The sequence below is a fragment of the Luteimonas sp. KH_071 genome (genome assembly GCF_057838005.1).
This window is the reverse complement of record NZ_CM174458.1, coordinates 1,271,572-1,294,186: the sequence shown is the minus strand read 5'-3', so window position 1 is coordinate 1,294,186 and position 22,615 is coordinate 1,271,572. Positions and strand designations below refer to the sequence as shown.

The 22,615-nt window shown below is 66.9% G+C and carries 23 protein-coding genes; 15 read left to right on the top strand and 8 right to left on the bottom strand.

Annotated features, from left to right (window positions below):
* Window positions 1-73: 73 nt before the first annotated feature.
* The 9 genes from AC3IRM_RS05980 (at window position 74) to AC3IRM_RS05940 (ending at window position 6,213) form a co-directional block, all read left to right on the top strand.
* On the top strand, window positions 74-469 hold the full coding sequence (locus AC3IRM_RS05980; protein WP_489205316.1) for a hypothetical protein: 396 nt from the start codon (window positions 74-76) through the stop codon (window positions 467-469).
* Window positions 470-880: 411 nt separating this feature from the next.
* A complete protein-coding gene (locus AC3IRM_RS05975) occupies window positions 881-1,141 on the top strand; it encodes a hypothetical protein (protein ID WP_489205315.1) in 261 nt (86 codons plus the stop codon).
* 73 nt (window positions 1,142-1,214) lie between these two features.
* Complete coding sequence (locus AC3IRM_RS05970; RefSeq protein WP_489205314.1) at window positions 1,215-1,460, top strand: transposase; 246 nt, start codon at window positions 1,215-1,217, stop codon at window positions 1,458-1,460.
* 19 nt (window positions 1,461-1,479) lie between these two features.
* Window positions 1,480-2,109, top strand: a complete 630-nt coding sequence (locus tag AC3IRM_RS05965; RefSeq protein WP_489205313.1) for an IS3 family transposase — start codon at window positions 1,480-1,482, stop codon at window positions 2,107-2,109.
* Window positions 2,110-2,703: 594 nt separating this feature from the next.
* Window positions 2,704-3,150 carry a hypothetical protein gene (locus AC3IRM_RS05960; protein ID WP_489205312.1) on the top strand — a complete coding sequence of 149 codons (447 nt, stop codon included), beginning with the start codon at window positions 2,704-2,706 and terminating at the stop codon, window positions 3,148-3,150.
* Window positions 3,151-3,466: 316 nt separating this feature from the next.
* Window positions 3,467-3,811 (top strand): hypothetical protein, encoded by a 345-nt coding sequence (locus AC3IRM_RS05955; protein WP_489205311.1) that lies wholly within the window; start codon window positions 3,467-3,469, stop codon window positions 3,809-3,811.
* Between the two features lie 301 nt (window positions 3,812-4,112).
* The gene (locus AC3IRM_RS05950) at window positions 4,113-4,565 is read left to right on the top strand and encodes a DNA-deoxyinosine glycosylase (protein ID WP_489205309.1); all 453 of its coding nucleotides are present in this window, start codon (window positions 4,113-4,115) and stop codon (window positions 4,563-4,565) included.
* A gap of 256 nt (window positions 4,566-4,821) precedes the next feature.
* Complete coding sequence (locus tag AC3IRM_RS05945) at window positions 4,822-5,682, top strand: pirin family protein (RefSeq protein ID WP_489205308.1); 861 nt, start codon at window positions 4,822-4,824, stop codon at window positions 5,680-5,682.
* Window positions 5,683-5,760: 78 nt separating this feature from the next.
* On the top strand, window positions 5,761-6,213 hold the full coding sequence (locus AC3IRM_RS05940; protein WP_489205307.1) for a hypothetical protein: 453 nt from the start codon (window positions 5,761-5,763) through the stop codon (window positions 6,211-6,213).
* 89 nt (window positions 6,214-6,302) lie between these two features.
* Here the strand turns inward: AC3IRM_RS05940 and AC3IRM_RS05935 are convergent, their stop codons facing one another.
* From AC3IRM_RS05935 to AC3IRM_RS05920, 4 genes are all read right to left on the bottom strand, one after another.
* Window positions 6,303-7,154, bottom strand: a complete 852-nt coding sequence (locus AC3IRM_RS05935; protein ID WP_489205306.1) for a pirin family protein — start codon at window positions 7,152-7,154, stop codon at window positions 6,303-6,305.
* 238 nt (window positions 7,155-7,392) lie between these two features.
* Complete coding sequence (gene rlmKL / locus AC3IRM_RS05930; RefSeq protein WP_489205304.1) at window positions 7,393-9,600, bottom strand: bifunctional 23S rRNA (guanine(2069)-N(7))-methyltransferase RlmK/23S rRNA (guanine(2445)-N(2))-methyltransferase RlmL; 2,208 nt, start codon at window positions 9,598-9,600, stop codon at window positions 7,393-7,395.
* A gap of 206 nt (window positions 9,601-9,806) precedes the next feature.
* Window positions 9,807-10,337 (bottom strand): alpha/beta hydrolase, encoded by a 531-nt coding sequence (locus AC3IRM_RS05925; protein WP_489205303.1) that lies wholly within the window; start codon window positions 10,335-10,337, stop codon window positions 9,807-9,809.
* Window positions 10,334-10,834 carry an MOSC domain-containing protein gene (locus AC3IRM_RS05920; protein WP_489205302.1) on the bottom strand — a complete coding sequence of 167 codons (501 nt, stop codon included), beginning with the start codon at window positions 10,832-10,834 and terminating at the stop codon, window positions 10,334-10,336. Before AC3IRM_RS05920 ends, AC3IRM_RS05925 begins: the two co-directional genes overlap by 4 nt.
* A gap of 22 nt (window positions 10,835-10,856) precedes the next feature.
* Here AC3IRM_RS05920 and AC3IRM_RS05915 point away from each other — a divergent pair, with 22 nt between their 5' ends.
* The 4 genes from AC3IRM_RS05915 (at window position 10,857) to AC3IRM_RS05900 (ending at window position 14,503) form a co-directional block, all read left to right on the top strand.
* Window positions 10,857-11,429 carry an N-acetylmuramoyl-L-alanine amidase gene (locus AC3IRM_RS05915; RefSeq protein ID WP_489205301.1) on the top strand — a complete coding sequence of 191 codons (573 nt, stop codon included), beginning with the start codon at window positions 10,857-10,859 and terminating at the stop codon, window positions 11,427-11,429.
* Window positions 11,430-11,521: 92 nt separating this feature from the next.
* A complete protein-coding gene (tesB, locus tag AC3IRM_RS05910) occupies window positions 11,522-12,409 on the top strand; it encodes an acyl-CoA thioesterase II (RefSeq protein WP_489205299.1) in 888 nt (295 codons plus the stop codon).
* On the top strand, window positions 12,409-13,224 hold the full coding sequence (locus AC3IRM_RS05905) for a putative signal transducing protein (protein ID WP_489205297.1): 816 nt from the start codon (window positions 12,409-12,411) through the stop codon (window positions 13,222-13,224). Before tesB ends, AC3IRM_RS05905 begins: the two co-directional genes overlap by 1 nt.
* A gap of 97 nt (window positions 13,225-13,321) precedes the next feature.
* Window positions 13,322-14,503 carry an RNA polymerase sigma factor gene (locus AC3IRM_RS05900; protein WP_489205296.1) on the top strand — a complete coding sequence of 394 codons (1,182 nt, stop codon included), beginning with the start codon at window positions 13,322-13,324 and terminating at the stop codon, window positions 14,501-14,503.
* Between the two features lie 179 nt (window positions 14,504-14,682).
* Here AC3IRM_RS05900 and AC3IRM_RS05895 read toward each other — a convergent pair whose 3' ends face one another.
* Window positions 14,683-15,339 carry an EF-hand domain-containing protein gene (locus tag AC3IRM_RS05895; RefSeq protein ID WP_489205295.1) on the bottom strand — a complete coding sequence of 219 codons (657 nt, stop codon included), beginning with the start codon at window positions 15,337-15,339 and terminating at the stop codon, window positions 14,683-14,685.
* Between AC3IRM_RS05895 and AC3IRM_RS05890 the strand changes: the two genes are divergently transcribed.
* Complete coding sequence (locus tag AC3IRM_RS05890) at window positions 15,323-16,240, top strand: arginyltransferase (protein WP_489205294.1); 918 nt, start codon at window positions 15,323-15,325, stop codon at window positions 16,238-16,240. The genes AC3IRM_RS05895 and AC3IRM_RS05890 overlap by 17 nt on opposite strands.
* Complete coding sequence (locus AC3IRM_RS05885; protein ID WP_489205293.1) at window positions 16,237-17,466, top strand: endonuclease/exonuclease/phosphatase family protein; 1,230 nt, start codon at window positions 16,237-16,239, stop codon at window positions 17,464-17,466. Before AC3IRM_RS05890 ends, AC3IRM_RS05885 begins: the two co-directional genes overlap by 4 nt.
* A gap of 34 nt (window positions 17,467-17,500) precedes the next feature.
* Here the strand turns inward: AC3IRM_RS05885 and AC3IRM_RS05880 are convergent, their stop codons facing one another.
* From AC3IRM_RS05880 to AC3IRM_RS05870, 3 genes are all read right to left on the bottom strand, one after another.
* A complete protein-coding gene (locus AC3IRM_RS05880) occupies window positions 17,501-19,189 on the bottom strand; it encodes an ABC1 kinase family protein (RefSeq protein ID WP_489205292.1) in 1,689 nt (562 codons plus the stop codon).
* The gene (locus AC3IRM_RS05875) at window positions 19,189-19,695 is read right to left on the bottom strand and encodes a CinA family protein (RefSeq protein WP_489205291.1); all 507 of its coding nucleotides are present in this window, start codon (window positions 19,693-19,695) and stop codon (window positions 19,189-19,191) included. Before AC3IRM_RS05875 ends, AC3IRM_RS05880 begins: the two co-directional genes overlap by 1 nt.
* 142 nt (window positions 19,696-19,837) lie before the next feature.
* Window positions 19,838-22,393: a TonB-dependent receptor gene (locus AC3IRM_RS05870; protein ID WP_489205290.1), complete on the bottom strand. Its 2,556-nt coding sequence runs from the start codon at window positions 22,391-22,393 to the stop codon at window positions 19,838-19,840.
* Window positions 22,394-22,615 lie beyond the last annotated feature (222 nt).

Sequence of the window (22,615 nt, the reverse complement as noted above, 5' to 3'; positions counted from 1 at the left end):
CGTTATCGGGCGCACACGCCGGGCTCTCGGCGCTTACAGTAGGGAAACTTGAAGACATAAGGCGTTAGATGCCATGAGAACACTCGCGGTGGTAATTCTGTCATTTCTCTCGCTTTCAGCACACGGCTCGCGGCCCATCATGGAAGATGAGGCAGTAGCATGTATAAGCGGCGGAACTCCGGGAAGATCTGCCGAGCTTCATAGCGTTTCGTTCGATGATGGTGAAGAGCTGCCGGATATTCTCGGCCCAGACACGTTTGCTTCCGCTGTTGTGCTCAAATCCTCAGGACAACATCGCGCAGTATTCAAGGTCGACGGCTTGACGACTCAGACGATCGAATTTAGGTTCAATGAACTTTCTGGGAAAAATGTGTGTTTCCGCTACGACAACTCTATAAAGATTTGGACTGTTGGCGAAACGCCAGCGGGCATGTGCCAAGACTGCTCGACTGGAAGAAATGACACCTAACAGTTCATCACCGACGCCGCTTCGCGGCGCGGCTTAAATCAGCCGCCAGGCAGGAGATAGATCATGAAGGATTCAACAGCCGTTTCAGGGCGGAAGATCAGAAGGGTCTTTGGTCTGAGCGTCCTCGCGGCATCTGCAGGCACGTTGCTGGCTCATCTAGTTGGTTCAACTCTGCAAACCTCACCAGCCTGGCTTGGCCCTGCAGTCGTCATTGCTGCACTCACAGTACTGATTGGCGCTTTTCTGTTGCTGCCTACATTCGTACGGGCCCTGAAGGCCAACAGACATGGGCCAGCGGCCTAACGATTCGTTCAAGCCAAGCCCGCATCGTCGCTGCCGCGACTTGACGGTCGGTCAGTGCGGGCCGGCTTAACTCCGGTTTTGGACCGCACAAGGAGCTTCAAGAGAACCATGGACAAGAATCAAGCAGACGCGATCGCGCAGGCCATTCTCCAGCCGGACGTGAGCGCTCAAGAGGAGATCCGTCTCAAGCGAGCTCAGGAGAGTGCGTATCTTGCACATAAGCGCCGCGTGGCAGTGTTCGTGTTGATCGGGTCGAGCATTGGCGCCTTCATTGCTCATTATCTGGGCTATCGCTTCACTCTGGGCATCATCTGGGGCGGCATTGCCGGCTCGCTTTTTGGTTGGGCAGTCACTCGGCGTGCGGCCTGACAATTCATTCAAGCCGAATCGATAGTTCCTTCGGTTGAGTGGACACCCTGACCTCACGATCAGGAGTGATTGCATGCCAACGCCAGGACCCAGAACGACGTATCGCTACAGCGATCATTTCAAGGCGACAGCTGTCCCTCTGAGCGAGCTTGCCGGTGTCTCAGTGCGCGACGTCGCGGACTCGCTTTACATCCATCTCTTCATGCTGCTTCGTTGGCGCAAACTGGCACGCGAGGGAGTGATCGTGACCATGGGTGTGGAGCTGGACAAGACTATGTTCGCAGAGCTGAAAGCACTGCGCGAGGTAAAGCGGAAGTAAAAGCGGCTGCAGGTCGAGCATGACGTTTAAAAAAATCCATCTTGTTCACTTCGAGTCCAAGGCCAACCTCTTCGCCTTCATCGCTCACCACCAGGAAGATGGCCCGGTGAGGACGATGTGTCGCCTGCATGGCGTCAGCGCGTCCGGCTTCAATGCCTGGCAGCAGCGTCCGCGAAGTTCGTGCCCTGTGGAGGACGCGGTGCTGGTCGAGCGCATCAAGGACGTGCATGCCCAGAGCCGCGAGACTTATGGCAGCCCACGCGTGCACGCGGCCCTGCAACAGGCTGGCGAACAGGTCAGCCGCCGCCGGGTTGAACGATTGATGCGGGAAAACGGCGTGTGCACCTCTTCCTCGCGCCTGAGCCTCAAGTTGGAGACATCCGCACGTTTCATGCCTGCAAAGCGCTGCCTGAGCGTTCGTTGTCCAAGCAGGAGCAATCTCTCGTCTCAAAGCTCAGGGGCCATTGCACGCCTGCAGCGGATTGTGTCCTCACCTGCCTTGCAAGCCCGGACGGATCTCGAGTTGGTGTCGGCTGCGACCACGTGCGCTTCAGCGGCAACCACGCCTGGGCGGATCGCCCCAAGGCAATGGACGAATGCCGCGACCCGCAACACGGCTGACAGTTCATTTAGACCGATCCCGCAGTGACACAGAGGTTGATCGGATACTAGGGCCAACCATGTAATGCTTGGAGACTCGATGAACGACTCGATCCTGCTGATGCACAACGAGTCGACTGCCCCCCGGCTGCCGCGAATGAATCTTTCATGTGGGACAACTACTTCGCGCTTCTCCATGAGAATGGGATTTTTGATAGAGGCGGTGCCATTGGCGACGGTCTCACCTTTCGCAAGACCGGCGAATCTTGACCAGGCAGCGCGCATCTTTCGGGTGATATCCGCTCGCGTGCCGCCAACCTGGAACACGCGCGTTCCGATCTTTCAGGCAACCCTGTCTATGAGGCAGGCGGCACCGTGGAGGTTCACGAGCGACCGCGTACTAGCGCTCCAGTGCGCGGCTCGACACTTTGCTCAAGTCGATGCCGCTTCGCTGCACGGCGATGCAAGTGTCTGGCTCTGTGCTCATGGGGCGTGAAGGTTTAGAGCGTTGCCAACTTTGGAACACAATGATCAGTTCAATCGCCGGCTCGTCATGCGCTTCTGCGACCCGGCGATTTCTCCACAGCCCGTACGATCGAACAAACCGATATTTCGAAACGGGCGTCGTCTTGAGATGAACCGCATGCGATATCTTCCCGTGCTTGCGACTTTCCTGCTGATTTTGGGGTGCGCGCACACCCATCCTCAAAGTCACTCGGGCGTCGCCATCGCGTCAGTTCCCTCTGACTGCCTTGCGCTTCTGGCGGCCGGCACTGCGATCGTCGAAATCAGGAACGGCCCCCACGGCGTAGTGGCGTTTCCTGTGTACGGCGAGCACCAGCCGTTTCGCCTTCATCCGAACAACATCGTCTTCGAGCCATTGGATGGGACGCAGGGCTGGCATATTGCGCTCGGGCACTACATGAGCGCGCCCTATCAAGCAGCGCTGGGGCGATCCGACAGCGCGCTATTCGAGGTCTATTCGGACATCGCGCCAAGCACCGGCAGTCCGGGCAGGTTCGTCGTGCGGATTCGAGACACGCACGGCTTTGTGCACGAATCCGAGCCCATGACCGCCTGTGGAGCATGAGATTCGGTGCGTCCTTGCATCGGAAGCCGTCACCATGCCCCCCGCAAGACACGCCCGCTCTGCAGATCTTCCGACCAGCGCCGGTATGCGCTGGTTCGCAGCCCCGGGACTCGCACCCACAGCGGACGCCGCCTGACCCTGAGCGAGACTGATGGTGTCGCGGTAAGAGAGCGCACGATCATTCACGAACATCGGAATCGCGCACGTCCGCCGGGACCAGGTCTGTATGCGTCCCGCTGCAGGCGATGAGAGCAATTCGCCAGCCGGCGACGCACCGTTAGAATCCGGACTCCCGGACATCTGGAAGGCGCAGGCCGTGACCGACTTCGATGCGACGTTCACCCACCTGGCGGGCTTGCTCCGGAAGCACGCTTCCGGCTTCTCGATCAAGATCGACCAGCCCGACCATCTGTACGTTGAAGTGCCATCGGCCACGCACGCCGCGCCCCCGAAGTTCTTCGGCGCCGCGCAGATCAAGAAGACCTACGTCAGCTACCACCTGATGCCCGTCTACGAGGATCCAGCACTGCTCGAACACATCAGTGATGCGCTGCGCAAGAAGATGCGGGGGAAATCCTGCTTCAACTTCACATCGGTGCATCCGGTGTTGTTCGAGGAACTCGACCTGCTGACCGGCAAATGCGCGGAATCGGCGAAGTGACGTCGTGCGGCGTGTGCCAGAGTCGGACGCAGCGGCGTTCTCACGACGGTCCCGTGTCGCCAACGCCATGGCCATCGACGCAGGCCGCGCGCCGCTGGATCCCGGGCTGTTTCGCGTTGAGCGGCACTGTGCGGTGGGAGCCCGTTGCCTCTTGTCGCCTTCCCGGTGCTGGACCCGGTGTCCTGCCTATGCGCATTGACAGGGGATGTCGTGCCGTCGACTTGATGCGCGGAAGTGCGCAGCGCTGATGGCGTCGGCTCGCGTCCGCAGCTTTGCGCCGATCATCGGCGATGCACCTCGCGTGCTGGTGCTCGGCAGCATGCCGGGCGTCGCGTCCTTGGACGCGCACCGCTACTACGCGCACCCCCGCAATCTGTTCTGGCCGATCATCGGCACCCTGCTCGGTTTCGATCCGGCCCTGCCCTACGCCGCACGCATCGCGCACGTTCGTGCACATGGGATCGCGCTGTGGGACGTCGCCGGGGAGTGCGTGCGACCGGGCAGTCTGGATGCCCGCATCGAATCGGGCACCGTCGTGCCGAACGATATCCGCGGACTGCTTGCGCGCTATCCGGGCATCACGCGGATCCGGTTCAACGGGGCCGCCGCAGAGTCCCTGTTCCGGCGGCACGTGCTGCCGACGCTCGACTTCGCGCCCGATCTGCTGCGTCTGCCGTCGACGAGTCCAGCGCACGCTGCGCTGGGGTTCGAGGCGAAACTGGCAGCGTGGCGTGAGGGATTGGCTGGCGTCTGAGCGGCGTCGATATCACGCGCTCGGCCCCTGCCCTCACCCGGCGCGCCAGGCGCGCCGACCTCAACCATAGGGAGAGGTGCTCATTCCTCGGATCGAGACGTCACCTCGATCCGAACGGGTCGCGATGTCGCCCTCGACCCCCTTTTGGCGCACCTGCATTTCCGTCCGCAACGAACCGTCCCGCCGATCAAGGGTAGAGCAGACGGCCTCGCTGGCATGCTGAGACCCTGCAACCACCATCGCCGGAGCCGCCGTCATGACCCTGTTGATCAATCCCCGCACCCACGATCTCGGCGGCTTCGAAGTTCGTCGCGCCGTGCCGACGCTGCAGGCGCGCAGCGTGGGGCCGTTCGTGTTCGTCGATCACATGGGACCGGCAATCTTCGAGAAAGGCGCCGGCATCGACGTGCGCCCGCATCCGCACATCGGCCTGGCGACCGTGACCTTCCTGTGGTCGGGCACGATCCACCACGCCGATACGCTCGGCCACTCGCAGGACATCACCGCGGGCGACGTGAACTGGATGACCGCCGGCCGTGGCATCGCGCATGCCGAGCGCACGCCGCAGTCGCTGCGCGAGGGCGAGCATCCGCTGCATGGCATGCAGACCTGGGTCGCACTGCCGAAAACGTACGAGGAGACCGCGCCCGAGTTCCACCACCACGCGGCGGCGACGCTGCCGCAGTTCCGCCGCGATGGCGCGTGGGTGCGCGTGATCGCCGGTCGCGGCTTCGGTGAGGAATCGCCGGTGCGCGTGTTCGCCGACACGCTCAACGTGGCGCTGGACCTCGAACCGGACGCCGAACTCTCGATTCCGCCCTCGCACGCCGAGCGCGCGCTCTACGTGCTCGAAGGCGAGGCGCAGCTCGACGGCGCCGACATCCCGCCGCGCCACCTCGCCGTGCTCGATGCCGGCGCGATGGCAAGACTGCGGGCGAAGACGCCACTCAAGGCGATGCTGTTCGGGGGCGAACCGCTCGACGGGCCGCGACACCTGTGGTGGAACTTCGTGTCGTCGTCCAAAGACCGCATCGAACAGGCCAAGGACGACTGGCGCGCAGGCCGTTTCGGCACGGTGCCGGGCGATCCGGAGTTCATCCCACTCCCTGAAAAGTGACTCGCGTCACAATTATTGGAGCATCACAGCCTAGATGCAGGCGTATCGTCGAAGGCTGTGTCACAGGGGAAAACCACGATGCTCTCGATCCGACCGCTCGCGCTGTTGGGCGCGCTGGTCTGTGCCGGCACGGCGCAGGCCCAGACCGCCAGTGAATGTCCGCAGTTGCCACCCGATGCCACCGTGCGCTGGGAAGTGCAGCCGGGGCCCGATTTCGTCTTCTGCCGCGCGATGGACCTGTCCACGGGTCAGCAGGCGTTCGCGGTGACGGTGGGGCGCAGCGCGACGTTCAAACCGCGTCGCAACGACCGCATCGGCGATGCGGTCACCATCGACGGCACCCGGACCTGGTGGCATGCCCCGCAGAACGAACTGCTGGCCGGCATGATGGTGCGCGAAACCCTGCTCGAACTCACTTCAGGCGATTACGCGCACATCATCGTGCGTTCGCCCGACGAGGCCGGGCTGTCGCGTTCGCTGCGCGATGCCGAATCGCTGCATTTCTCGGACGTGCGGCTGGGGAGCAAGTAAGCGGTATTGATCTGCTTTGAGGGCTGACCTGCGTCCTCAAGGTCGGCTCCCACCCAGCCCTCCCCCGCACGCGGGAGGGCTGAAGTGCATCAGAAGCGGCCCTGCTCGTAGTCAACGAAAGCCTGCATCAGTTCCTCGCGGGTGTTCATGACGAACGGGCCGTGACGCGCGACCGGCTCGCGCAGCGGGCGACCCGCCACGAGAATCAAACGCGCACCTGCGTCCCCGGCGTGCAGGATCAGCTGCGCGCCGCCGCCGAGCACCGCGAGCTCCTGCGCCCCAAGCGCGCGCGCATTGTCGGCCTCGCCGATGTGGACAGCCCCTTCGAACGCGTAGGCGAACGCGTTGTGGCCTTCCGGCAACGCGTGCCGCCACGTCGCGCCGGGCGCGAGGGTCAGGTCGACATAGAGCGGATCGGTCGCCGGCTGCGAAATCGGGCCGACGACGCCGTCGACGACGCCGGCGATCACCTTCACCGACACGCCTTCACCCGCCTGCACGACCGGAATGCGCTCGGGCGCGAATTCCTGGTACTTCGGCGCGGTCATCTTGTCCTGCGCCGGCAGGTTCACCCACAGCTGGAAACCGCGCATGCGGCCGGCTTCCTGTTCGGGCATTTCCGAATGCACGAGACCGCGACCGGCGGTCATCCACTGCACGCTGCCGGGCACCAGCAGTCCTTCGTTGCCGTGGTTGTCCTTGTGACGCATGCGGCCGTCGAGCATGTAGGTCACGGTCTCGAAGCCGCGATGCGGATGCTCGGGGAAGCCGGCGAGGTAATCCTCAGGCTTGTCGGTGCCGAACTCGTCGAGCATCAGGAACGGATCGAGATCGGGCAGCTGCGGGCTGCCGATGACGCGGGTGAGCTTCACGCCCGCACCGTCGCTGGCGGGCATGCCGCGCACGATACGGAGGATACGGGCGGCGTCACTGCTGGTCATCGGGCGGCTCCTGTCGGGTGTGCTGACACGATGCGGGCTTAATGGGCGGCTTCTACGCGTGTGGGTGGAACGGAGGTTTCCGTGGGCGCTGGAATGGGCGGTGAGAATAGCGCTGGCGTGCAAAGCGTGAGCCACTTGAAGCCTTTCGCGCGGATAAAGACCTCCGCGCTCTGACTGCCCTCACCCCAACCCCTCTCCCGGAGTGAGAGGGGCTCGCAGAGCGCAAACCGCGTCGACGTCAGCGCGCGGTGATCCGCCAGGCCCGGTGGATGCGCGGGTTGCGCTCGAAGTCCGGCGGGATCGTGGCGGGGCTGATGTCCTCGACGTGCGCGAACGCGGCGACGGCCTCGGTGTCGAGTTTGAAGCGGCGGAAGTTGTTGGAGAAATACAGCACGCCGCCAGGCGCAAGGCGCGCGACTGCCGCTTCCAGCAGACGCACGTGCTCGCGCTGGATGTCGAAATCCTTGGCGCGCGCCGAGTTCGAGAACGTGGGCGGGTCGCAGAAGATCAGATCGAACTGCGCGGTCTCGGCCTTCAGCCATTGCAGCGCATCGGCCTGCACCAGGCGGTGCTTGGCGCCGCTGTAGCCGTTCGCGGCGAGGTTGTCGGCGCACCACTGCAGGTAGGTGCCCGACAGATCGACGGTGGTCGTGGTGCGCGCGCCGCCGCCGGCTGCGTGCACGGTCGCCGCGCCGGTGTAGCCGAACAGGTTGAGGAAGCGCGTGTCGGCCGCCTCGTCGGCAATGCGCAGGCGCATCGGGCGGTGATCGAGGAACAGGCCGGTGTCGAGATAGTCGAACAGGTTCACGCGCAGGTGCACGCGGCCCTCGTCGACCAGCAGGAACTCGTGGCGCGCATCGAAGCGGCCGTACTTGCTGCCGCCCTTGCCCTTCGAACGCGTCTTGACCGCGATGCGCTCGCGCGGAATGCGGAACACGTCGCGCGCAGCGGCGAGGACATCACCGAAGCGGCGCCGGGTCACCTCTTCGGGAATCTCGGCAGGCGCGGCGTATTCCTGGATGTGCAGCCACAGCGGCGCGCCCTCGGCGCTCACGTCGGCCTCGGACTGGATATAGACGTCGATCGCGGCCGCGTACTCGGGCAGATCGGCGTCGTAGACGCGATAGCAACTCACGCCCTCGCGCTCGCGCCAGGTCTTGAACTTGCGCAGGTTCTTGCGCAGGCGATTGGCGACCATCGTCGCGCCTTCGCTTAAGTCTTCCGGCGTCTCGCTGACGGCGCGCTGCGGCGGCCGCACGGGATCGCAGACGATCAGGCTGCATTCGATGGCGCCGTTGAACACCTGGTACTTCTTCTTCGCGCGCAGGCCGGTCGCATGCGCGAGTTCGGCGTCACCGCACAGCAGGCTCGCCCGCCATTCGGGCACCGCGCGTCCGAGTGCATTGCCCAGCGTGCGATACAGCGCCGGATCGGCGGCGAGGCGCGCGTCGTAGGGCGGATTGCAGACCGCGAGACCGCGCCTCACCGATTCCGCCAGCGCGGCGTCTTCCTGCGACGCCGGCGGCACCGGTGTCTGCAGCGTGGTGATGTCGCCGATCTGCCAGTCGATCGCCTCGCGCAGGCCGGCGGCGGTCGCGTTCTCGCGCGCGGCGTGGATGGCATGCGGGTCGAGATCGCGGCCGAAGAACACGGCGCGCAAGTGCTGACGCCCGGTACGTTCGCGCGCGAGCGCGTCTTCGCACAGCGTCTGCCAGTGCGCGACATCGAACCCGCGCCAACGGCTGGGCGCACGCCCGGCCGTCGCCGCGCCGCCATCGCGCGCCAGACCGGGCGCGACATCGGCCGCCATGAGCGCGCCTTCGATCAGCAGCGTGCCGCTGCCGCACATCGGGTCCAGCAGCGCGCCGCCCTCGGCATACAACGCCGGCCAGCCGCCGCGCATCAGCACTGCGGCCGCGAGGTTTTCCTTCAACGGCGCCTCGCCCTGTGCACGACGCCAGCCGCGACGATGCAGCGGGCCGCCGCCCAGATCGACCGAGAGGATCGCGCGGCCCTTGCGCACCACCAGGCTCAGGCGCAGGTCCGGCGATTCGACATCGACATCCGGACGCGCGCCCGTCGCTTCGCGCAGGCCATCGACGATCGCGTCCTTGACCCGCTGCGCGGCGTAGCGCGCGTGGGTGATCGCGTTGCCCGACACGTGCGGATCGATCGCGAGCGTCATGGTCGCGTCGAGATGCGCAGTCCAGTCCACCGCCCGCGCACCGGCATAGAGCGCGTCCTCGTCTTCGCATGCGTAATCGGCGATCGGCCACAGCACACGACTGGCCAGCCGCGACCACAGCACGGCGCGCTGGGCGTCGTGCAGCGTACCTTCGACATTGGCGCCGGCGGTCGTCGCGGTGGCGTGCGCGCAGCCGAGTGCGAGCAGTTCGTCGACGAGCAGATATTCGAGGCCCTTGGGGCAGCTGGCGAAAAATTTCATGGGGATCCGGGTGATACGTGAAAGATGTTCGCGGCGTGTTTCACGATGACTCCCGCGCTTGCGGGGCTTCGAGCCGTGGAATGCGCATCGAGTGACGTCGCACGGTGATCTGGAGACGCGTGTCGAGCGAAGGTGCTGGTCTCCCGCCTACGCGGACGGGACGCATGAATGTCTGGAAGTGGAGGCGAACACCAAGGATTCGCCCGTCAGAGCGATCGCAGCAACGCCGCGAATGCATCCGCCGACGCATCCACGTGTGCGCTCAGACGGTGGTTGTCGTCGACCAGCAGCAACCGTCCGCGGCGCGCGCAGGTCCAGCCGACCACATCGGCAGCAGGAATCAGCTCGTCGTCCCAGCCGTGCACGACCGACAGCGGGACGTCGGCAGCCTGCAGCGGATGCGCGGCATCCAGCCGCACGGGCGGCGCCATGAGGAACAGCCCTGCGACCGGCACCTGCAGCGAGACATGCGCCGCGATCCAGGCGCCGAGGCTGGAACCGGCCAGCACCACCGGACCACGTGCGGCGGCATCGAGGGTCAACCGCAGCAGACGTTCGACGCGCGCGGCGACATCACCGAGCGGACTGACGTCGCGCTTGCCGTCGAGATCGGTGTAGTCCGGGCGCTCGTGGCTCCAGCCCAGACGTTCCGCAGCTTCGGCGAGTGCAGTGACCTTGGTCGCATCCGGGCCGCTTTCGAACCCGTGCGACAGGATGCAGTGGCCACGCACGCTCATGCATCCACCCATTCGACGGCGTCGCCGACCTTCAGCGCGCCACCCTCGATCACCCGCGCACACAGGCCGCCCATGCCCCGCATCGCGTTGTAGCCGCCGGGGCCGAGCGCCGCTTCCATCTTCGAACAGGGGTCGCACGGAGCCGTGCCTTCCAGCAGGACCTCGCCGACACGGAAACGCCGCCCCTTGAGCGCAATCAACGGGATACCCGACACCACGAGGTTGCGGCGCAGCGTGACCGGCGAAACCGCAGCATGGCCACTGAGCGCGGCGATCGCCGGCAGATGCTCGGCCTGGATCAGGGTCACGCCACGTTTGCCGCTGGCGCCGGTGTAGCGGTCGCCTTCGAGGCCGACACCAGTCACCGCAACCGCGCTGTCGACGGCGCGAGCCTGGGTTTCGCGGGCCGGCCGCAGACCGATCCAGTCGATCCGCCCGGCGCGCGGAAACTGCGTCATCAGGGCATGCAGGTCGGAGTCTGGCGGCGGATTTCTCATGTGTGAATGCTAGCATCCGGCCATGTCCGACCCCACGTCCGCGCCCCGGATCGCGCTGCAGCCGCTGCCTTACGTGGACCTGCTGGCGCCGCGCGAAGCATCCGACATCACCCTGGTCGTCATCCACTGCACCGAGCTGCCCGACCTCGCCACGGCCCGCGTCTACGGCGAACGCGTGCTCTACGACAGCGGCACCGGCGCCAGCGGTCACTGGTACATCGATCGCGACGGCGCCGTCGTCGAATACGTGCCGGCGACGCGCGTCGCCCACCACGTGCACGGGCACAACGCGGAGTCGGTCGGTATCGAGCTGGTCAACACCGGGCGCTTCCCGGACTGGTACGACAGCCACCGGCAGGCGATGGACGAGGCCTATACACCTGCGCAGATCGAAGCGCTCTGCCAGTTGCTCGGGCATCTGTGCGCCACGTTGCCGAGCCTGCGCGACATCGCGGGTCACGAGGATCTGGACACCGGGCACGTCGCCGCCAGCGACGATCCCGCGCGCACCGTCGCGCGCAAGCGCGATCCCGGCCCGCTGTTCCCGTGGGCGGACGTGCTGCGCCGCATACCGCTGGACCGCATCGGCGTCTGAACGCCTGCGTCAGGAGCCGGGCCCGCCCCACCTATAATCACGATCCGGCGCGCGTCCCGCGCCGCCGCCCCCATCCGTGCACGGCCCCTGCGATGACCCCGCCCGTTTCCGAACTCGTCGACCTGCTCAGCCTCGAGCGACTCGAGGACAACCTGTTCCGCGGCCAGAGCCGCGACATCGGCACCAAGTACGTGTTCGGTGGCCAGGTGCTGGGCCAGGCGCTGTCCGCCGCCCAGGCGACGATGACCAGCCCGCGCCCCGCCCATTCGCTGCACGCGTATTTCCTGCGCGCCGGTGACGTGGAGGCACCGATCGTCTACGACGTCGACCGCACCCGCGACGGCGGCAGCTTCTCGGTGCGCCGTGTGACCGCGATCCAGCACGGCAAGGTGATCTTCTTCTGCGCCGCCTCGTTCCAGGAAGAAGAAGCCGGCGCCGAGCACCAGCTCACCATGCCGGAAGTGCCGGCGCCCGAGGATCTCGAGCCGCAGGATCCGCTGCCGGCCGAAGTGCTCGCGAAACTTCCGGTGAAGGTCCAGCGCTGGCTCGACCGCAGTGGTCCGTTCGAATTCCGCCATGTCTACCCGCGCGACGAACTCAAGCCGCCCAAGCGCCCGCCGTTCCAGCAGATGTGGTTCCGCCTGACCGGCCCGGTCGGCGACGCACCGGAGCTCCATCGTGCGCTGCTGGCCTACGCCTCCGATTTCCAGCTGCTCGGCACCGCCACGTTCCCGCACGGCATCAGCTACTACCAGCCGAACGTGCAGATGGCCTCGCTCGATCACGCGCTGTGGTTCCACCGCCCGTTCCGCGTCGACGACTGGCTGCTGTATTCGCTCGACAGCCCCAGCGCGCAGGGCGCGCGCGGGCTCGCACGCGGGCAGATCTTCGACCGCGCCGGGCGTCTGGTCGCCAGCACCGCGCAGGAAGGGATGATCCGCGTGCTGCCGGGCGGCGATACCGCGCCGAGGGCCGGCTGATGCGTCAGGTCTTTTCCAGCCCCCGTCTCGAGAACGTCGAGCGCGTCGCCGCCCTGCTGCGCGACGCCGGCATCGAGGTGCAGATCCTCAACGGCCGGTCCTACAAGGGCAACCGCCGCAGCAACTTCAGCTACCGCGAGGATGCCGGCGGCCCGAAGCCGGCGGTGTGGGTCACGCGCTCCGACGAACAGCCGCGTGCGCGCGAACTGCTGCGCGAGGCCGGACTGCTGCAGAGTCAGCCGTCTGCGCGCAGCTATCTGCAGCAGGCTGATGTGGTGTTCGCACCGGCGGCCGAAGTGCGTCAGGGCATGTCGCGTGCGGCGAAGGTCCGCTACACGCTGATCGGGGGCGCGGTGCTGGTGATCGCGCTGTCGTGGTGGAACCGGCCTTCGAACGACGCGCCTGCCCAGGCGCCCATCGTGGCCACACCCGAAACGGTCCTCGACATGGTGCCGCCGACGGTCGAAGCGAGCGAATACCGCGCGCCGGTGCCGCGGGCATTGGCGACGGCGGTGCTGGCCGAGGCGCTGGCCACGCAGGCGGGCCCGGTCTGCGTGGCCATCGACGGCGATGCGCCGGCCGCGCCGCTGCTGGCCGAACTCGAAGCCGGCTATCCCGATGTGCGGCCGTCCTCGGCCTGCAGTGGCGGCGACGGCCAGGCCGCATCGCTGGAGGTCACCCGCTACCGCACCGACGGTTCCGGCCAGGGCACGGTGGATCTGGTCAGCCGCGGCAGTGATGCCCAGGCACCGGTCACGCGCACGCTGGCTGTCCGCCGCGACGGTCGCGACTGGACGTTCGACGCGGACGACTGATCGCAGCCGCGCGCGTCCGCAGGCATCATCGACGGCGCCGGTCACATCCGGCGCCCGGGTCGCGTCCTAGAAGGCGACCTGACCTGCAAGGATCGCCATGCACGCCATCGCCGCCGACCTCGGCCTCGAAGACCGGATCCATCTCGAACTGCCCGCCGCCCGCGGCGGCGACCAGGCCGCGTACGGCCGCATCGTGCAGATGAGCCAGAACGCGACCACTGCAATCGCGCTGGCGATCACCCGCGATGTCCAGGCCAGTCAGGACATCGCGCAGGAAGCCTATCTCAAGGCCTGGCAGCAGTTGGGCAGACTGCAGAACACGACGAGTTTCCTGCCGTGGCTGCGCCAGATCACCCGCAATCTCGCACGCGATTATCTGCGCGCACGACGCGAGCGCCTGGTCGCAGGCGAGGCTGCCGACATCGCCATTGCGCAGGCGGCCGATCCCGATGCCTGTCCGATGCAGCAGATCATCGACGACGAAACCGGCCGCGTCGCCGCGGACCTGATTTCCGATCTGCCCGACGAAAGCCGCGAAGTGCTGTTGCTCTATTACCGCGAAGGCGGCAACTCCAAACAGGTCGCCGCCCTGCTCGGCCTGTCGGATGCCGCGGTGCGCAAGCGTCTGTCGCGCGCGCGCCGCAGCCTGCGCGAGGATCTGATGGCGCGCTTCCAGGAATTCGCCGCGAGCTCGGCGCCGGGCACGGCATTCACGCTGTTGGTCACGGCCGGATTGGCTGCATTCGCGAAGCCGGCAGCGGCGGGCACGGTCGCAGGTGTCGCCGCCGGCGGCGCATTCGGCGCCGGTGTCGCCGGCAAGGCAGCGCTGGGCAGTGCAAGCGCACTCGGTGTCGCTGGTGCGTCGCTGGTGTTCGGTGGGCTGACCATGTGGCTGTGCCGGAAGATGGTCGCGCGCTATGCCGATTCCGACGCAGAGCGCATCGCCATTCTCAAGCTCTACGACCGCTGGTTCCTGTGGGGTTCTCTGGCCGGAGGCCTGTTGGCGCTGTGTATCGGCTTCGTCGCAGGTCTTGGCCAAGTGTCAGTCGGCTGGATGTCCGTCATGCTCGTGATCGCCCTGTTTCCCTACAACTATCCGCTGCTGACCAGCATGCCGCGCCTGATGAATCCGCTGATCGCGCGCGACATCGCCCGGGACCCGAAAGGCGGTGCACGCCGTGCGCTTGGATATCGCCTGATGTTCGGCACGAGCGGCCTGATCCTGACCAATCTCGGCCTGGTAGGCACGCTGCTGATCCTGTGGTTCAAGACCGCCTGATCCGTCTTTCCGAAGGTGTCGCGCAGCGGGTTTGCCCGCGCATGTCACGTTTCGCGGATGCGCCGAGCAGATACGAGAACTCGGTCCGACAATGCGCTGCCTTGAAAGCCCGTTGCGATCCCGCGTTCAAAAAAAGGCCGCGCAATGCGCGGCCTTTCCGTTGACGTGTCGCCCGCGACTCAGCGCTGCGGACGTGCCGGACGCAGTTCCTCGCGGCTCAGGAAGCCGTCGCGGTTCTCGTCGAGCCAGGCGAAGCGCTCTGCAAGACGCGGCATCTTCTCCGACACTTCGACCCGGCTCAGCTTGCCGTCCTTGTTGAGGTCGGCCTCGCCGAACTTCGCGGCGAAGCGACGCTCGCCCTCGGCGCGGCGCTCGGCCGACTTCGCCGTGTGCCACGTGCGCAGCTCGCTGCGGGTGAGATACCCATCGCGATTGGTGTCGATCGCATCGAAGTTCGCGACCAGATCGAAGCCACCGCCCTTGTGCGAACGCGGACCGCCCGGCCCACGCTGCGGACGCTCGCCGCGTGCATCGGCGCTGCGGGCGCCTTCGCCGCGCGCAGCGCGCTCGGCGCGGTGTGCGTCGCGACGGGCCTGCATCGCCTGCTGCGCGGCCTGCGCTTCGGCACGGCTGATACGGCCGTCGTTGTCGGTGTCGAGCCGCGCCATCGCGTCGACGCGATCGCCGCCGTGACCGCGCGGACCGTGGCCGCGATGACGTTCGCCGTCGGGCTTGGCCGCCTGCGTGCCGGCGGCGGGTGCCTGCGCTGCAGCCGCGCCGATCGTGGTGATGGACAGCGCCGCCAGCAGCGCAGTGGTGATGAGCCTCGTCTTCATGGGTGTGTTCCCGTTGCCGCGGCACCGTGCCGCTGTGCAGGGATCAACGCCCGCACCGCGCTTGGCGTTGACCCGCCGACGGTCCGGTTCAGCCTGCGGTCGGCGAACCGGTCGCGTGGTCTGCGACGCCGGTGCGTATCCTGCCGGCATGCAGACCCCGTCACGCCCTGCCCCAGAACCGGATGCCGGCACAGGCGAATTGCGCCTGTTCCACACCGCGCCGCATGCCTGTGGCTACTGGCCCGAACGCGAAGCGCGCGACCTCGTGCTCGATCCGCGCGATCCCCGCCTGGCACGCGTGTACGCACAGTCCCTGCGCTGGGGGTTCCGCCGCTCGGGCGACATCGTCTATCGACCGCATTGCGCGGCGTGCCAGGCCTGCGTCGCGGTGCGCGTGCCCGTCGAGACGTTCGCACCCAACCGCAGCCAGCGCCGCACGCTCGCGCGCAACGCCGACATCGACGCGCGTGTGGTGCCGGCCGAACGCAACGACGAGCGGCTTGCGCTGTACCGGAAATATCTCGTCTCGCGCCATCCCGCCGGTGGCATGGACGACCACGGCGCACACGAGTTCGACCAGTTCCTGATCGGCAGCTGGAACGAGGGCCGCCTGCTGGAACTGCGTCTGCACGGGCAACTGGTGGCGGTCGCGGTGACCGATCTCATCGAGGACGCGCTGTCGGCCGTCTACACTTTCTACGACCCCGACGTCGTGTCACGCGGGCTGGGCACACTGGCGATCCTGCGACAGATCGCGTGGGCGCAGCGCGACCGCCGGCGCTATCTCTATCTCGGCTACTGGATCGATGGACACCGCAAGATGGCTTACAAACGCAATTTCCAGCCGCTCGAAGGCTTCGATGGGCACCAGTGGCGACCGCTGACGGACGCGACGCCATGAGCCGCACGTGGCTGTTCGCACTGCTCGCTTGTGCCGTCGTCGTGCTGCTCGCCGCCTGCGTGCGCATCAACACGCACGGCCAGTCCCGGCCTGCCGCAGACGCGGATCCGACCGGGACACTGCGCATCGCGACCTACAACACCTCGCTCAACAGCGACGAGGCCGGCGGCCTGATCGAACGGCTGCGCGGCGACGACGCGGGGGCGCGCAAGGTCGCCGCCGTTCTGCAGCAGGTGCGTCCGGACATCGTGCTGCTCAACGAATTCGACTACGTGGCCGACGGCAGCGCCGCCGACCTGTTCCAGCAGCGCTGGCTCGAACGTGCGCAGCCCGGTGGCGGTGAAGCGCTGCACTATCCCTACCGCTATCTCGCACCGGTCAACACCGGCGTGCAGAGCGGCCTGGATCTCGACAATAACGGCACCATCGGCGGTGACGGCCGCGACCGCGGCAACGATGCCTGGGGCTACGGTCTGCACCCAGGCCAGTACGGCATGTTGCTGCTGTCGCGCTATCCGATCGATGCGGCGACCGCGCGCACCTTCCAGCTGCTGAAGTGGGAGGCGATGCCGGATGCGCGGCGTCCGCGCCATCCCGATGGCCGCGCGTTCCACCCCGACGCCACCTGGTCGCAGTTGCGGCTGTCGTCGAAATCGCACTGGGATGTGCAGGTGCGCGCACCGGGCGGCGTTCTCCACGTACTCGCCTCGCATCCGACGCCGCCCGCATTCGACGGCCCCGAGAAGCGCAACGTCGCACGCAATCACGACGAGATCCGCTTCTGGGCCGACTACCTGTCGCCGGGCACGCACGAGTGGCTGTGCGACGACGCCGGCCGCTGCGGTGGGCTCGCACCCGACGCACGCTTCGTGATCCTCGGCGATCTCAACAACGATCCCGTCGATGGCGCTGGCGACCACACGGCGATTGTCGAACTGCTCGAACATCCACGCGTGCTGCGCATGGCCACGCCGAAGAGCGCAGGCGCGATCGAGGCCGCCGAGGCGGACGGTGGTGCGAACGCACAGCATCGCGGCTCGGCCGCGCACGACACGGGCAGCTTCGGCCCGCGCGTGGGCAACCTGCGCCTCGATTACGCCCTGCCGTCGGTAGGCCATGCGCTCGTCGGCAGCGGCGTGTTCTGGCCGCGCAGCGACGCCGCGCATGCCGACATCGTCGACGGTACCGACCATCGTCTGGTCTGGGTGGACGTGCGCGTCGACTGACGCCGCACCGCTGACGCCGCATCGGCGCCGCGGCTCAGCGGCGTCGGCCCGATCGCCAGATCGACAACAGGATCCACACCCCGCCCAGCGCGGCGCCGACGAAGCCGACAACGCCCAGCGCCATCAGCCAGCGGTTGCCGGACCCGGCGCTGACCGCGTTCATCACGATCGATGAGCCGATGATCAGCGCGGCCACGACCACGCCCATCGTCATCCGGTTCGCGGCGCTGTTGACCTGGTCGCCGAAGGCCTTGAGCGAGGTCACCTCGATCTGTCCGCGCAACCGTCCGCGACGTGCGCTCTGCACCAGCCGGCGCAGGTCGCGCGGCAGGTCCGCCAACAGATCCAGCGCACCCGATAGCGACTGCTGGCCCCGCAGCGCCAGCGCGCGCGGCGAATGGCGCTGCCACATCAGCCGCTGCAGCCAGGGCTGCGCGGCGCCGGTCATGTCGAAGTCCGGATCGAGTTGCCGGCCCAGACCCTCAAGCGTCAACAGCGCTTTGATCAGCAATGCGAGATCCGGCGGCAGCATCAGGCCGTGCCGGCGAAGCAGGGCGGTGACGTCGCCGAGCATCGCGCCCATGCGCAGGTCCTTGAGCAACACCCCTCGGTACTGGTCGACGAACGCGTCGATCTCCGATTGCAGCCGTGCCTCGTCGACCTCGGCACCTTCGGTCCAGTCCAGCAGCACGTCGCAGACCGTCTGCGGCTGCTGGAACACCAGGCCGTAAAGCAGCCGGGCGACCTGCTCGCGCAGCGTCGGCGACACGCGTCCGACCATGCCGAAGTCGATCAGCGCCACGCGCCCGTCGCGCATAAAGAACAGATTGCCGGGATGCGGATCGGCGTGGAACAGGCCGTCTTCGAACACCATTTGCATGACGATGTCGGCGCCCGTCATCGCCAGCGCGTGGCGATCGAGGCCGGCGGCGTCGATCGCGGCGAGGTCGCCAGCCGGAATGCCGTCGACCAGCGCCTGCACGTTGAGCCGTTCACTGGTCCATTCCCAGTACACGCGCGGAATCAGCACGCGCGTGTCGTCGGCGAAATTGCCGGCGATGCGTTCGGCATTGCGGCATTCGCGCGCGAAATCCAGTTCCCGGCGCAGCGACGCGTCGAACTGGCGCACCACCTCGACCGGGCGGTAGCGGCGCAGGTCGGGCGCCTGCGACTGCACGATCTCGGCCAACCGCGCGAGCAGGCGCAGGTCGGCCTCGACGACTTCGCGGATGCCGGGGCGGCGGATCTTCAGCACCACGGGCGTGCCGTCATGCAGCCATGCGCGGTGCGCCTGCGCCAGTGAGGCCGCGGCCATCGGCACGTCCTCGAAGCGTGCGAACACGCGTTCGGGCGCATCACCCAGATCCTCTTCCAGCTGCGCGCGCAGCGCCTCGATCGGCACCGCCGGCACATGGCTCTGCAGGCGACCGAGTTCTTCGATCCACTCCGGGGGCAGCAGGTCGACGCGGGTGGCCAGCACCTGGCCGAGCTTGACGAACGTCGGCCCGAGATCCTGCAAGGCATGACGCACGCGTTCGGGTGGCGACAGCCGCAGCACGGAATCCTCGCCGCCGTGCCCGATGTGCAACAGGCGTCCCGCACGCTCCAGGGCGCCGGCCATACCGATGCGCTGGACCAGATCGCCGAAACCGTAGCGCACCAGCACCGCGCCGATTTCCTGCACCCGCCCAAGATCACGGACGGTGGCCAGCGTCTCCCACATCAGCGCTCGCCCACGGTCTCGACCAGTCCCTGCAGCGCGGCCACCACGGTCTGGCGACGCACGGCATCACGGTCGCCGTCGAACTGGAACAGTTCCGCGCGCGCATAGCCGCCACGACGTTTCCAGCCAATCCATACCGCGCCGACCGGCTTGTCCTCGCTGCCGCCGCCGGGCCCGGCGATGCCGGTCACCGCAACCGCGACGCTGGCGCCTGAGTTCACCAGCGCACCGGAGACCATTTCGATCACGGTCTCGCGGCTGACCGCGCCGTGCGTTTCCAGCGTGTGCGGATTCACGCCCAGCAGCGCCTGCTTGGCCTCGTAGCTGTAGGCGGCCATGCCGCAGTCGAACCAGTCCGAGCAGCCTGCGATGTCGGTTACGGCCTTGGCGATCCAGCCGCCTGTGCAGCTCTCGGCCGTGACGAGACGATGGTGATGGTTGCGCAGCAGCGCGCCGGTGGCTTCGGCGAGTCCGTGCAGCGCGGCATCGGTGTGGGTGTCGTGCATGGATCGGCCCGGTGAGGGAAGCGGCCGTTGTACCGCATCGCGGTGCGCGCGTCGCCCCGCGCCACAGTGATGCTGCATTTCAAGGGCGCTGAAACGCGAACGGCCGACCCTCGCGGGCCGGCCGTCGCGTCGACACGATGGATCAGTAGCGCATGCGCAACGTCATGCCGTAGGTGCGCGGCGCACCGAGGAAGGCGTTGAACGAGCCCGTCTGGATCGGCGCATCGATGCCGACCTGCTTGTAGGTCTCGTCGGTCAGGTTCTGGCCCCAGAACTCCAGCATCCAGCGCTGGTCCTGGCGCCCGAAACCGACGCGCGCATTAAGCACCGTGTAGGCGTCCTGCATCTTCTCCGGCTTGAGGTCCGAGCCGGTGTTGTACTCGGACATGTACTTCGCACCGATGTTGAAGCGGCCCTGCAGCGCCGAGCCGATGTCCCACTGGTAGGTCGCCGACGCATTGCCAGACCATTTCGGCGCGAAGCTCATCTGGTTGCCCGGCAGCAACGGCAGGTCCGGCACGATGTCGTTGCCGTATTCGGTTTCCGCATAGGTCACGCCGCCCTGCAGCATCAGGCCGGGCATGCGGGTCTGCCACAGCACTTCGGCGTCGATGCCCTGCGAAGTGACCTTTGGGATCGAACGCACGACGAACGCGGTCCCCAGGAAGCTGTTGAGCTGGAAGTCCTCGTAGGTCTGGTGGAACAGCGCCCCGTTGAACACCAGGTTGCCCCCGGCCCAGCTGGTCTTCAGGCCCAGCTCGTAGCTGTCGACGAACTCGCCGTCGAACGAGGTGTCGTCCACCGGCGTGATGCCGACCTGCACGCGGTCGAGATTGAAGCCGCCGGCCTTGTAGCCACGCGACGCCGAGACGTAGGTCATCACATCGTCCGACCAGTCGTAGGCGACCTTCAGCGTGCCCGACCATTCCTTCTCGGTGCGCTCCTGGAACGTGCTGCGGCCGTTGTGGGCGATGTTCGCCCACGGCAGGCACATGAAGCCCGCGACCTGCGGCGCGACCGCCGGCACCAGGCCCGCCAGCAGCTGCTGCTGCAACGCAGGCGGCAGACTGCCGAAGCCGTTGATGCGCTGCGCCAGCGCGCCGCCGACGCGTGCGGCCGGATTGGCCAGCGTCGCCGCGCAGCCCTGCGCGCCGTTTGGATTGGTGAAATCCGACTGCAGGGTTTTTTTCTCGCGGGTGTAGCGCAGGCCCAGGGTGATGTCGAGCGCGTCGGTCACGCGGAAAGTGTTGTTGGTGAACAGCGCAGCGCTCTTGGCGTTCTGCTCGTAACGGTCGAGCGCGCCCTGGCCGGTGAAATTCGTGCCGAACGGGCGGCCGCTGACCTGCGACAGGAACGTCGCCGGATTCGCGGTGTTGACCGTCAGTCCGAGCGGGGCCAGCTGCGCGGCGATCGCAGGCAGCACCTGCGAGGCGACGGCCGTCGACAGGTAGGGCTCGTAGGCCGGGCCGAAGAAGTACGAGTCGTTGCGCCCCAGGTCCTCGTCGGAATAGAAGAAGCCGACCATCCAGTCGAGGCGGTCGGTCGCGCCGGTCAGGCGGAATTCCTGGCTGAAGTTCTCGAACTTCACCAGCGAACCATCCGGATTCGGCGGGCGATAGAGGATGTCCGCACCGCTGTAATCGAAGTCGATGCTGGTGATCGCTTCCCAGTCGCGGAACGCGGTGATCGAGGTCAGCACCGCATCGTTGGCCCAGGGCGTGGTCCAGTTGACCTCGGCCGAGACGCCCTTGTCCTTGAGGTCCTGCTCGGTCGTGCGGTTGGCATAGGCCAGGCGACGATCGAGATCGACGACCGGAATGATGCCCTCGCCGCCCGGCGTCAGCGCGTCGATGATGGCCGCGGTCGGACCGCGGAACGTGGTCATCGAGACGCAGCAGTTTTCTTCGCGGCTGGTGTAGTCGGCAATGAAGTTGATGTTGAGGTTTGACGACGGTTCGAGCAGCAGCTGGCCGCGCAACGAGTGATAGTTCTGGTCGCCGTCGTCGGTCTCCTGGCGCGGGCCGCCCGAGGTGTCGACATTGTCGACGCCGTCACGCTTGCGCTTGGTGGCGAAGATGCGGAACGCGGCGTTGTCGCTGAGCGCGTCGTTGTACGAACCCGACACGCCCATCAGGCCGTAGTTGCCCACCGTGACCTCGCCCTCGACCGCCTGCGTGTAGCTCGGGCGCCGGGTGATCACATTGATCACGCCGGCCGAGGTGTTCTTGCCGAACACCGTGCCCTGCGGGCCCTTGAGCACCTCGATGCGCTCCATCTCGCCGAGATCGCCGAAGCCCACGCTGTTGCGCGCGCGGTAGACACCGTCGATGACGATGCCGACCGAGGATTCCAGACCCGGGTTGTCGCCGACCGTGCCAATGCCACGGATGCGCGCCGTGGTCTGCGCCGCAGACTGGGTGCTGGTGACCGTCAGGCCGGGCACCAGGACCTGCATGTCCTTGATGTCGCGCACGCCGGTGTCCTGCAGCAACTGCTCGGGGAGCACGTTGATGACGATCGGCACGTCCTGCAGCGCTTCTTCGCGCTTCTGCGCGGTGACGGTGATCGCCGACAGCGTGGTCGGTGTCTCGCTGTCCGTGGTGGTCGACTGCGCCAGCGCGGGCGCGGTCGCAGTGGCCGCCAACGCAATGACGACGGCGTGGCTGAGCAGGCTGCGCTGCAACTTACGTGAATCCATGTTGTCCCCCGAGTGACGTGGTGTGGTCCGTTCTCAAAAACCGACGCCCGACGGCGTTGCGCCATCGGGATTCCCCGCCGTTCCGGTCAGCGTGGGGGACGGACCGGAACGTCCGGCAGTCGCCTGCCGTGAACGGAAACCTAACACACCTTCCACACGCGTGCGCATGGAGTTCTTGCGCCGCGGCGCGAGGACCTCGGCCCCCTGTTCCGGACCGCGGGA

Bases quoted from the DNA above. Each gene is read 5' to 3' on its own strand.
- AC3IRM_RS05980 (WP_489205316.1), top strand. From the start codon at position 74: ATGAGAACACTCGCGGTGGTAATTCTGTCATTTCTCTCGCTTTCAGCA.
- AC3IRM_RS05975 (WP_489205315.1), top strand. From the start codon at position 881: ATGGACAAGAATCAAGCAGACGCGATCGCGCAGGCCATTCTCCAGCCG.
- AC3IRM_RS05970 (WP_489205314.1), top strand. From the start codon at position 1,215: ATGCCAACGCCAGGACCCAGAACGACGTATCGCTACAGCGATCATTTC.
- AC3IRM_RS05965 (WP_489205313.1), top strand. From the start codon at position 1,480: ATGACGTTTAAAAAAATCCATCTTGTTCACTTCGAGTCCAAGGCCAAC.
- AC3IRM_RS05960 (WP_489205312.1), top strand. From the start codon at position 2,704: ATGCGATATCTTCCCGTGCTTGCGACTTTCCTGCTGATTTTGGGGTGC.
- AC3IRM_RS05945 (WP_489205308.1), top strand. From the start codon at position 4,822: ATGACCCTGTTGATCAATCCCCGCACCCACGATCTCGGCGGCTTCGAA.
- AC3IRM_RS05940 (WP_489205307.1), top strand. From the start codon at position 5,761: ATGCTCTCGATCCGACCGCTCGCGCTGTTGGGCGCGCTGGTCTGTGCC.
- AC3IRM_RS05935 (WP_489205306.1), bottom strand. From the start codon at position 7,154: ATGACCAGCAGTGACGCCGCCCGTATCCTCCGTATCGTGCGCGGCATG.
- rlmKL (WP_489205304.1), bottom strand. From the start codon at position 9,600: ATGAAATTTTTCGCCAGCTGCCCCAAGGGCCTCGAATATCTGCTCGTC.
- AC3IRM_RS05925 (WP_489205303.1), bottom strand. From the start codon at position 10,337: ATGAGCGTGCGTGGCCACTGCATCCTGTCGCACGGGTTCGAAAGCGGC.
- AC3IRM_RS05920 (WP_489205302.1), bottom strand. From the start codon at position 10,834: ATGAGAAATCCGCCGCCAGACTCCGACCTGCATGCCCTGATGACGCAG.
- AC3IRM_RS05915 (WP_489205301.1), top strand. From the start codon at position 10,857: ATGTCCGACCCCACGTCCGCGCCCCGGATCGCGCTGCAGCCGCTGCCT.
- tesB (WP_489205299.1), top strand. From the start codon at position 11,522: ATGACCCCGCCCGTTTCCGAACTCGTCGACCTGCTCAGCCTCGAGCGA.
- AC3IRM_RS05905 (WP_489205297.1), top strand. From the start codon at position 12,409: ATGCGTCAGGTCTTTTCCAGCCCCCGTCTCGAGAACGTCGAGCGCGTC.
- AC3IRM_RS05900 (WP_489205296.1), top strand. From the start codon at position 13,322: ATGCACGCCATCGCCGCCGACCTCGGCCTCGAAGACCGGATCCATCTC.
- AC3IRM_RS05890 (WP_489205294.1), top strand. From the start codon at position 15,323: ATGAGCCTCGTCTTCATGGGTGTGTTCCCGTTGCCGCGGCACCGTGCC.
- AC3IRM_RS05895 (WP_489205295.1), bottom strand. From the start codon at position 15,339: ATGAAGACGAGGCTCATCACCACTGCGCTGCTGGCGGCGCTGTCCATC.
- AC3IRM_RS05885 (WP_489205293.1), top strand. From the start codon at position 16,237: ATGAGCCGCACGTGGCTGTTCGCACTGCTCGCTTGTGCCGTCGTCGTG.
- AC3IRM_RS05880 (WP_489205292.1), bottom strand. From the start codon at position 19,189: ATGTGGGAGACGCTGGCCACCGTCCGTGATCTTGGGCGGGTGCAGGAA.
- AC3IRM_RS05875 (WP_489205291.1), bottom strand. From the start codon at position 19,695: ATGCACGACACCCACACCGATGCCGCGCTGCACGGACTCGCCGAAGCC.
- AC3IRM_RS05870 (WP_489205290.1), bottom strand. From the start codon at position 22,393: ATGGATTCACGTAAGTTGCAGCGCAGCCTGCTCAGCCACGCCGTCGTC.